At 62.6% G+C, this 9,596-nt stretch carries 8 protein-coding genes and 1 pseudogene; 5 read left to right on the plus strand and 4 right to left on the minus strand.

The annotated features are described in order from the left end of the window. The first annotated feature begins 220 nt into the window (after positions 1–220). Positions 221–721: an adenylate kinase gene (locus tag JQF37_RS23920; protein ID WP_130211383.1), complete on the plus strand. Its 501-nt coding sequence runs from the start codon at positions 221–223 to the stop codon at positions 719–721. 36 nt (positions 722–757) lie between these two features. Here the strand turns inward: JQF37_RS23920 and JQF37_RS23925 are convergent, their stop codons facing one another. Continuing rightward, positions 758–1,933: an aspartate aminotransferase family protein gene (locus JQF37_RS23925; protein WP_130211382.1), complete on the minus strand. Its 1,176-nt coding sequence runs from the start codon at positions 1,931–1,933 to the stop codon at positions 758–760. Between the two features lie 101 nt (positions 1,934–2,034). On the opposite strand from JQF37_RS23925, the pseudogene JQF37_RS23930 reads away from it, so the two are divergent. Then, positions 2,035–2,936: pseudogene (locus JQF37_RS23930) on the plus strand (LysR family transcriptional regulator); the annotation flags it as partial. A 10-nt stretch (positions 2,937–2,946) separates the two neighbouring features. Here the strand turns inward: JQF37_RS23930 and msrA are convergent. From msrA to msrB, 3 genes are read right to left on the minus strand one after another with little or no spacing between them, the layout of a single operon-like run. Beyond that, the gene (gene msrA, locus JQF37_RS23935; protein WP_130211381.1) at positions 2,947–3,654 is read right to left on the minus strand and encodes a peptide-methionine (S)-S-oxide reductase MsrA; all 708 of its coding nucleotides are present in this window, start codon (positions 3,652–3,654) and stop codon (positions 2,947–2,949) included. A 29-nt stretch (positions 3,655–3,683) separates the two neighbouring features. Next, entirely contained in the window at positions 3,684–5,462 is a 1,779-nt protein-coding gene (locus JQF37_RS23940; RefSeq protein WP_130211380.1) for a cytochrome c biogenesis protein DipZ, read from the minus strand. A gap of 33 nt (positions 5,463–5,495) precedes the next feature. Then, on the minus strand, positions 5,496–6,026 hold the full coding sequence (gene msrB, locus JQF37_RS23945; RefSeq protein ID WP_130211379.1) for a peptide-methionine (R)-S-oxide reductase MsrB: 531 nt from the start codon (positions 6,024–6,026) through the stop codon (positions 5,496–5,498). 271 nt (positions 6,027–6,297) lie between these two features. Between msrB and JQF37_RS23950 the strand changes: the two genes are divergently transcribed. The 3 genes from JQF37_RS23950 to JQF37_RS23960 all read left to right on the plus strand — a co-directional run bounded on the left by JQF37_RS23950 (position 6,298) and on the right by JQF37_RS23960 (position 9,414). Continuing rightward, positions 6,298–7,014, plus strand: a complete 717-nt coding sequence (locus JQF37_RS23950) for a response regulator transcription factor (protein WP_090467259.1) — start codon at positions 6,298–6,300, stop codon at positions 7,012–7,014. After that, positions 7,011–8,531 carry a HAMP domain-containing sensor histidine kinase gene (locus JQF37_RS23955; protein ID WP_204149772.1) on the plus strand — a complete coding sequence of 507 codons (1,521 nt, stop codon included), beginning with the start codon at positions 7,011–7,013 and terminating at the stop codon, positions 8,529–8,531. The genes JQF37_RS23950 and JQF37_RS23955 overlap by 4 nt, the downstream gene beginning before the upstream one ends. A 178-nt stretch (positions 8,532–8,709) precedes the next feature. Beyond that, on the plus strand, positions 8,710–9,414 hold the full coding sequence (locus JQF37_RS23960) for a hypothetical protein (protein ID WP_130211377.1): 705 nt from the start codon (positions 8,710–8,712) through the stop codon (positions 9,412–9,414). Positions 9,415–9,596: the final 182 nt, after the last annotated feature.

Genomic DNA, 9,596 nt, shown 5'->3' on the forward strand with positions numbered 1-9,596 from the left:
GTTTAACCAGGCCACCCGCGTTATCGCTGACGACCATCGCGAGCAGGCTCGCGCCTACACATGACCGCAAACCTGTAGGAGCCAGCCTGCTGGCGATGGGCCCAAGTGCGCCGCGTTTAACCAGGCCACCCGCGTTATCGCTGACGACCATCGCGACGGTGCGACGATTCGACAGGCTCGCTCCTACAATGGATCGTGTGACTCAAAGAGGTAACGCGAATTGGACCTCACTCGAACCCTGATCATCGGCAACTCAGGTTCCGGCAAGAGCTGGTTGGCAGAACGACTGTCGCAGCCGTTGCACGTGCCATGGACCGACCTTGATCGCCTTCACTGGATATCTGACGAACACAGCATCGCCCGCCCCCGGAACGAGGCGTTGGCCATGGCACGGGTGGCGGCCAGTGAAGAGCGCTGGGTCATCGAAGGGGTTTATGGCTGGATCGCCAGCGAACTCCTGCCCCGCGCCACCGCGTTGATCTGGTTGAGTGTTGAAGATGAGGACTGCGTGGCCAACATTCGCCAGCGCGAGGCCGGGCGCGACGATGATGACCTGTTGCTGATCGCCTTGCTGGACTGGGCCGGCAGCTATCGCAAGCGTGAGGGATCCAGTGGGTTTGCGGCGCATCAGCGACTGTTCGAGGATTTCACTGGCTCGCGCATTCAGCTGACGAATCGGGCGCAAATCACCGAGTTCGCAACACAAGCACCGACCGCGTAGGAGCCGCCCGAGGCTGCTCCTGCACGGAAACCCGGTTCAGTCGGCTCTCATCGACAAAGCAACTCCCCTGACAATCATCTCCACCTCCCGCTCATCAATCGTCAGCGGCGGCAGCAGGCGGATGATCTGGCCGCGGGTCACGTTGATCAACAGGCTGTGATCCCGTGCGGCGATCAGGGACAGGTCGCGGATCGGTTGTTTGAGTTCGATGCCGATCATCAAGCCCTGGCCGCGAATCGCCAATACATTCGGGTGGTCCGCCAGTTCCGCGCGCAATCTTTCGAGCAGGCGTTCACCCTGCGTCCGCGCGTTTTCCCGCAATTGCTGTTCTTCGATGATGTCCAGCACGGTGCACGCGACCCGACAGGCCAACGGGTTGCCACCGAAGGTGCTGCCGTGGCTACCGGGGGTAAAGAGCTCGGCGGCTTTGCCCCGGGCCAGGCAAGCGCCGATCGGGATGCCGTTGCCCAAGCCTTTGGCCAGGGTCATGACGTCCGGCACGATGCCTTCGTGCTGGAACGCAAACCACTGGCCGGTGCGGCCGATGCCGGTCTGGATTTCATCGAGCATCATCAACCACCCGCGCCGATGGCACAGCTCGCGCACGGCTTTGAGATAGCCCGGCGGCGCCAGTTGCACGCCGCTTTCGCCCTGGATCGGCTCCATCAGAATCGCCACGATGCGCGGGCCATGGGCCTGTTGCACCTGATCCAGCGCCTTGAGGTCGCCGAACGGTACCTTGACGAAATCCCCCGGCAACGTGTTGAAGCCCAGGCGCACGGCCGGGCCATCGCTGGCGGATAGCGTGCCGAGGGTCCGACCATGGAAAGCGTTCTCCATGACCACCACCAACGGTTGCTCGATGCCTTTGCGCCAACCATGCAGCCGCGCGATTTTCAGCGCCGTTTCGTTGGCCTCGGCACCGGAATTGTTGAAAAACGCCCGGTCCATGCCGGCCAACCGGGTCAGTTTCTGCGCCAGTTGTTGCTGCCAATCGATGCTGTACAGGTTCGAAGTGTGCAACAGCAAACCGGCCTGCTCGCTGATGGCCGAGACGATTTTCGGGTGTGAGTGGCCGACGTTGGTCACCGCCACGCCAGCGATCGCGTCCAGGTATTCACGACCGGCCTGATCCCACAGGCGTGTGCCAAGGCCCTTGGTGAAACTCAAGGCCAGGGGTTGGTAAGTGCTCATCAGGCAGGCGGCGGTCATGGCAAAAGCTCCCTCTGTGGTCGGTGTTTTTGCAGTATGGTTAGCCACCACAGCTGGATAAACCCGGCAAAACTTCAATCATTTTAAAGCCAGGCTTGATAATGGATCTGTTCCAGGCAATGAGCGTTTACGTACGGGTGGTCGAAGCCGGCAGCATGACCGCCGCCGCGCAGCAATGTGAGATGTCCACGACCATGGTGGGCAATCATCTCAAGGCCCTGGAGCAGCGCCTCGGTGTGCGCCTGCTCAACCGTACGACCCGGCGCCAGCGCCTGACCGAATTTGGCACGGCGTACTATCAGCGCTGCCTCGAAGTGCTGGGGCTGGTGGCGGATTCCGAGCGCCTGGCGGAGCAAACCCACGATGAGCCCAGCGGCACCCTGCGCATCACCGCACCGCTGACCTTCGGCACCGAGCGCCTGGCGCCGGCCTTGAGTGAGTTCAGCTTGCAAAACCCGCGGGTGAAACTGGACGTGGTGCTCACCAATCGACGCCCGGACTTGCTGGATAACGGTTTTGACGTGGCCTTCCGCCTGGGCGCACTCGAACCCTCCAACCTGATTCCCGCCCGTTGATCGACTACACCCTGACCATGTGCGCCTCCAGGGAATACCTGGCGCGTCGGGGCACCCCGGAAAAACCCGAGGACCTGCAACAGCACGACTGCCTGGCGTTTGCCTACCCCGCCGGTGATGACTGGCAATCAGTGGCCCGGCAATGGCGCCTGCACGGTCCTGAAGGCGAAGTCGAGGTGGCGGTCAGCGGTCCGATGTTGATCAACAGTTCGGCGGGGTTGCATCAAGCGGCGCGCACCGGCATGGGCATCGTGATGGTGCCCGATGCGCTGGTGGAGCAAGACCTGCGGGAGGGCAAACTGGTCGCCCTGATGCCGAGCTATCAACTGCCGAGCCGGCCGATGCACCTGGTCTATGCCCAGGATCGACACCGCCTGCCGAAACTGCGTCGTTTCGTCGACTTCGCCGTGAAGATGTGGGGCAAGCACTCGCCGCCCCTCACAGCCTCGCCTTCACCAGCACCGGTTTTTCCTGATAGCGATCCGGGTACAGCTGCTTGAGCTGTGCCACTTTCGGCAGGTCGTTGATCACGATGTAAGGGTACGTCGGGTGCTCGGTCAGAAAGTCCTGATGCTCTTCCTCCGCCGGGTAGAAACCGTTGTAGCTTTCCAGTTTGGTCACAATCGGTTTGTCGAACGCATGAGCGGCGTCGAGCTGGTTGATGTAGGCCTGGGCCACCCGTTGCTGTTCGCTGCTTTGGGTGAAAATGGCCGAGCGATACTGGGTGCCGGTGTCCGGTCCCTGACGGTTGAGTTCGGTCGGGTTGTGCGCCACCGAAAAGTAGATTTGCAGCAAGGTGCCATAGCTGACCTGACTCGGGTCGAAGGTCACTTCAACCGACTCCGCATGCCCGGTATTGCCATTGCTGACGCGTTCGTACCGGGCCGTGTCAGCCGCACCGCCCGCGTACCCCGAGACGGCGTTTTTCACGCCTTTGACATGCTGGAACACCCCTTGAACGCCCCAGAAGCAACCACCGGCAAACACGGCGGTTTCGCTGTGGGCCTGCGTGCTTTCATCCAGGGCCGGAGGGGGCAGGACGACGGCCTCTTCAGCGCTGCCGAAAGAGAACGCCGAGCATTGACTGATGAAGCCGGCAGCCGCCAGTCCCAATAAGGTACGGCGCCAGGTGAACAGGTTTTTCATGACGTTGACTCCTGAAGAATTGAGGTCGATCAGCCGAAGGTAAAGGCGTAGGCCGATGCGCCGGGATCCAGAAACTCGATGCTGAACGTGCGGTCACTCACGCCGCCGTTCTGGCGCACCAGTTGATACAAACGCTGTTCCGTCACGCGGCCGCTGCCATCGGGTGCCACGTCCATGCCATGGGCATCGCCGGGGGCCTTGCCGTCGATCAGTACTTTGAAGCGCACCGGTTTGCCATCCGCGCCGGGACCAAGCACTAGGTGCAAATCACGGGCGTGGAAGCGATAGACGATGCGGCTTTGCGGAGCGCTGGCGGTGGCCCGTTCCGAGCCAACATGCCACAGGCCGCCCAGGCTCCAGTCGTTGAGGGCCAACTGCTTCGCTGGCGTGTAGGTCGCCACTTTGTCCGGCACCAGCGAGGTGTCCGGCACGAAATGCTCGGCACGCTGATAGCCGACGTAGGTTTCCGGCGACTGCACTTCGTTGTTGTCCGGGGCCATCTGCACGCCATCGGCCTTGGCGTTGATCAGCCCGTCCGAGACCTTGGTCGCGCCTGCTTCACGCAGCAGTTGCTGGATGACCCGCTCCGATTCGGCGTACTCGCCTTCGCCAAAGTGGTGATAGCGGATACGCCCCTGGGCGTCGGCGAAATAGTGCGCCGGCCAGTATTCGTTGTTGAAAGCGCGCCAGATCTTGAACTCGTTATCGATGGCCACCGGGTAATGGATCCCCAGGTCCTTCATGGCCTGGGTGACATTTTTAACGTCGCGTTCGAAGGCAAACTCCGGGGCATGCACGCCGATCACCACCAGGCCCTGATCGCGATATTTCTCGGCCCAGGCTTTGACATAGGGCAGCGAACGCAGGCAGTTGATGCAGGAGTAAGTCCAGAAATCCACCAGCACCACTTTGCCCTTCAAGGCCTGGGCATCGAGCGGTGGCGAGTTGAGCCACTGCACCGCGCCAGTCAGCGGTGGCAGGTTGCCTTCGACCGGCAAGGTGCCCGGGGCTTTGTCAGCCACTGGCAGCGCACCTTCTTCAGACACCGGGTTTTGCGCCATCATCGCCGCGCTGTCACGGGGTGACTTGCCGGCCAGGCGCCCGACCAGCACCTGCTCGATTCCGCCGGTCGAGGCCGTGGAGAACCGCGCCAGAATCCCGGTATCGAGCCCCAGGGCAATCGCCGCCACCCCCGCCAGCATCGCCGCACCGAGGCCACGACGTAGCCACTCCCCGGCACCGATCGAGCGCTTCATCGCGGCGAAGACCTTACCGCCCAGCAGCAACGCCACGGCCAGGGAAGTCGCGGCACCCGCGGCATAGGCCAACAGCAGCAAGGTGGTCTGGATGCTCGCACCTTGCAGCGCGGCACCGGTCAGCAACAACCCCAGAATCGGCCCGGCGCAAGGTGCCCACAGCAGGCCCGTGGCAACGCCGATCAGGAACGAAGCGCCGGGACGCGGTTGCGCATCGGCGCCGGCCGCTTCCGACAGGCGACTGCCGGCCGCCACCAGCGGGCGGGTCAGACGCTCAGCCAGTTGCGGCAACAACAGCGTCAGGCCGAACAGCGCCACGAACACCAGCGCCAGCCAGCGCCCGTACTGATTGAGTTGCACCACCCAACCACCGCCAACCGCCGCCAGGGTGGCCACCAGCGCGAAGGTCAGCGCCATCCCGGCCAGCAGCGGCAAACCGCTTTTGATGAACGGCTGTCCGGTGCGGGCAAAAACGAACGGCAGGACCGGCAGAATGCACGGGCTGACAATCGTCAGCACACCACCGAGGTAAGCGAGGAGTAGCAGCCACATGGCGATTACCTGCAAAAAAATGAGGGGTGGAAATCAGGCTGTCCTGGGCTCGAACTTCATCGCCAGGCCGTTCATGCAGTAGCGCAGCCCGGTGGGTTTGGGGCCGTCATCGAAGACGTGACCCAGGTGCCCGCCGCAACGCCGGCAGTGAACCTCTTCGCGCAGCACGCCGAAGGAACGGTCCTGACGGGTGGCGACGGCCTTGTCCAGCGGCATCCAGAAGCTCGGCCAACCGGTATGGCTGTCGAACTTGGTCGTCGAGGAGAACAACGCCAGGTCGCAACCGGCACAGGCAAACGTGCCGTCGCGGTGCTCATTGTTGAGCGGGCTGCTGTAGGCCCGTTCGGTGCCCTCTTCACGGAGGATTTCGTACTGTTCGTCACTCAGGATCGCGTGCCATTCACTGTCGCTGTGGGTCACTTCGAACACCTGCGCCGCGTCCGCCTCGCTGATCAGCGCGGTACTGGCGGAAAATTTGGGCAACAGGCCGATGGCCAGGGCTGCAACCCCCAGTCCGCCGCTCACTGCGAGAAATTGCCGTCGCGAAAATCGTCTTGAATCCATCGCCGTCTCCAAAAATCCTGGGCCGTTTTCATTGAACACAGCCTAGGCTTGGGGTGATCGCCAAATCCTCACGGGGAGTTAAACAATTCGTGACAACTCCGGCCGCGGAAAAGCCGCACAATGCCCGGGTATTTCAATGGTGGGAGCGAGCCTGCTCGCGATGGTGTGTCAGGTACGCAGGTGTCGACTGACACTCCATCGCGAGCAGGCTCGCGCCTGCCACGAGCAGCATTTCGCACAATGCATTCATTGCGCCGAAGGATTGAGCTGGATGGAACAGACCAAACGAGTCCTCGTGGTCGAGGACGATTTGCATATCGCCGACCTTATCTGCCTGCACCTGCGCGATGAGCAGTTCGAGGTGGTGCACTGCGCCGATGGCAATGAAGGCATGCGCCTGCTGCAGCAAGGCAGTTGGGATGCGCTGATCCTCGACCTGATGCTGCCCGGCGTCGACGGCCTGGAAATCTGCCGGCGCGCCCGTGCCATGGCGCGCTACACGCCGATCATCATCACCAGCGCCCGTTCCAGCGAAGTGCACCGGATTCTCGGCCTGGAACTGGGGGCCGACGATTACCTGGCCAAGCCGTTTTCCATGCTTGAACTGGTGGCCCGGGTCAAAGCGCTGCTGCGCCGGGTCGACGCCATGGCGCGCAACCTGAAAATGGATGCCGGCAGCCTGATCCTCGACGGCCTGGCCATCGATCCGATCACCCGCGAAGTGTCCCTAGACGGTCGGCGCCTGGACCTCACCCCGCGAGAATTCGACTTGCTTTACTTCTTCGCCCGCCAGCCCGGCAAGGTCTTTTCGCGCATGGACCTGCTCAATGCCGTGTGGGGCTACAGCCACGAAGGCTACGAACACACGGTCAACACCCATATCAACCGCCTGCGTGCCAAGATCGAGACCGACCCGGCACAACCGGTGCGCATCCTGACGGTGTGGGGGCGCGGCTACAAATTCGCGACCGGGGAGGAGCAGCCATGAGGTTGACCCTGACACAACGCCTGTCGCTGGTGTTCGCCGTGTTGCTGCTGGTGTGCTGCGGCACGTCGGCGTGGATGCAGGTGCGCTCCAACCAGATGCATGAGCAGGAAGTGGTGCAAGGCTTGTCCCGGGACCTGGCGCAACACATCGCCAGCGACACGGTGCTGATGGACACCAAGGGCCTGATGCCCGGTGCCGTGCGCGATCTGTTCAGCCAGTTGATGCTGGTCAACCCGAGTGTCGAGGTGTACCTGCTCGACACCGAGGGCAAGATTGTCGGCAGCGCCGCACCGGAGGGTCGGATACGCCGCGAGCGGGTCGACCTTGCACCGATCCAGCGCCTGCTCAAGGGCGACGCCTTGCCGATTCCCGGCGACGATCCACGCAGCGTCGACGGGCGCAAGGTGTTCAGCGCCGCGCCGCTCAAGGTCGATGGCAAACCGGCCGGTTATCTCTATGTGGTGTTGCTCGGCGAAGACCATGATCGCCTCGCCGAACGCGGTGCGACCAGTGCGGCGCTGAATACGGCGCTGCTGTCCATCGGCTTGGTGGCGTTGCTGTGCCTGATCGCCGGTCTCACGGCGTTCGCCCTGATCACACGGCCATTGCGCCGCCTGACCGAAACCGTCAGCCAGTTCGACATCGACGGCGTTCCGGTCACGCCGCCGACAGCGGCTCCGATGGAGAAAGCCGCCAGCCATGACGAAATCGCCATACTCGACGCCACTTTCCGGCAGATGCAGGCACGCCTCGGTGAGCAATGGCGCACCTTGACCCGCCAGGATCAGGAGCGCCGCGAACTGGTGGCGAACATTTCCCACGACCTGCGCACCCCGCTCGCGTCGCTGCATGGTTACCTGGAAACCCTGTCGCTCAAGGACGCCACCCTGTCCCCCGCCGACCGTCGTCGTTACCTGGGCATCGCGCTGGACCAGAGCCGCAAGGTCGGTGGCCTGGCGCAATCGCTGCTGGAACTGGTGCGACTCGAACATGGCTTCGTGCAACCGGTGCTGGAGCGCTTCTCCCTGACCGACCTGGCCCAGGACATCTTCCAGAAATTCGAGCTGACGGCCGAGGCGCGCCAGGTCGAATTGAAGGCCACGTTTGCCCCAAACGTTTCGGCGGCCTGGGCTGATCTGGGGTTGATCGAACGGGTGCTGACCAACCTGTTCGACAACGCCTTGCGCCATACCCCGCCAGGTGGCGAGATCGAGCTCGGCTTGCGGCCACAGGGATCGTTTATTGAAGTGACGGTCAGCGACACCGGCCCCGGCATCGCCCCCGAGCTGCGCGAAGGCCTGTTCCTGCGGCCATTCAATATTGGCGGGGCTCGGCGTGATGGCGGGTTGGGCCTGCGGATCGTGCACCGCATCCTGCAATTGCACGGCCGCGACATTCAGCTGATCGATGTGCCAGGGCGCGGCGCGACGTTCCGCTTCTCCCTCGCAGTGGATGAAGCCACCGCGTCGGCGTTGGCAGAGCGTTCAATGAACCTGAACACACCGGGGCACGCCTGACGGGCCGAGGCGCCCCATCGCGGGCAAGCCGGCACCTGCAGCGAGGTGCACGCCTTGATTTGCTCCGTTGGCCTGTTGGTCCGTGACAACCCCGCCCCGGTCCAATAGATTAGGCGGCCTGAAAAGGCCCCCGTGCTTTCTCGTCTCTATTCAAGTTAAAAGAAGTAGTGAAATTTCAATGTCCGATTCCAACACCGCTGAATCCGTAGTCACCTTGTCGTCCAAAGCGGAATACGAAAACTCCATCAATCTTTCACAACACGTGCCTCAGGCAAAAACCATCAGTGAGATGGTCCTCGACGCGTTTCAATCGAGCCGTGAAAGCGATCAGATCCGCGAACTGCGCGCTGCGATTCGCCAGGCCCACGACAACTTCGACGACGACAAGGCTTACGAGTTGATGGGCGAACTCAAGCAGCTCAAGGACGCCGAAGCGGCCGACATCGCGGCCCTGGAAGACCTGAGCAGCAAGTTCCCGATCAGCCGCATCCTCTCCAGCTTCAAGGACGACCCGGCCTTTCAGGAGATCGTTTACGGTCTGGCATTGAAGGTGCTGAACCAGACGCACCAGGCCATCAGCAACCCGAGCAGCGGCAAGAGCAAGGCCGCGCGGGCCAAGAAAGACGTCGAAGTGTTCACCATCAGCAAGGACGGCATGAGCGTGACCCTGCCGCTGCGCACTCCGCGTTCGCGCTTGAACGTTGACCGTGACGCCCTGGAATTCCTGGGCTTTACCTTCGTTGGCGAAGGCGATGAAGCCGAGCTGGAAAGTGATACGTTCCTGGACAACAGCGGCGCCCCCCAGGCCGTCAACCGCAAGAACATCATCACCGCCCTGCAGCAGCAAACCGCGTTCGACGGCTACAGCATCGCCGCGCAGTAACCCGATACACCCTCGGCTTGCCCTGGAGTGAGGGGGCCCCCTCGCCACAGGCAAGCCACCTCGCCACAAGACCCCATAGACTCATTTAAGAGCCCCGCCCCAGCGCGTAATGCTGTTCACTTAAGCGGAGCAGCCTTACGGTCCACTGGAAACCGGGTCTTTGAAATCTTCACCGTCCTTGG

The organism is Pseudomonas sp. MIL9, from assembly GCF_016887925.1.
Classification (GTDB): domain Bacteria; phylum Pseudomonadota; class Gammaproteobacteria; order Pseudomonadales; family Pseudomonadaceae; genus Aquipseudomonas; species Aquipseudomonas mohnii.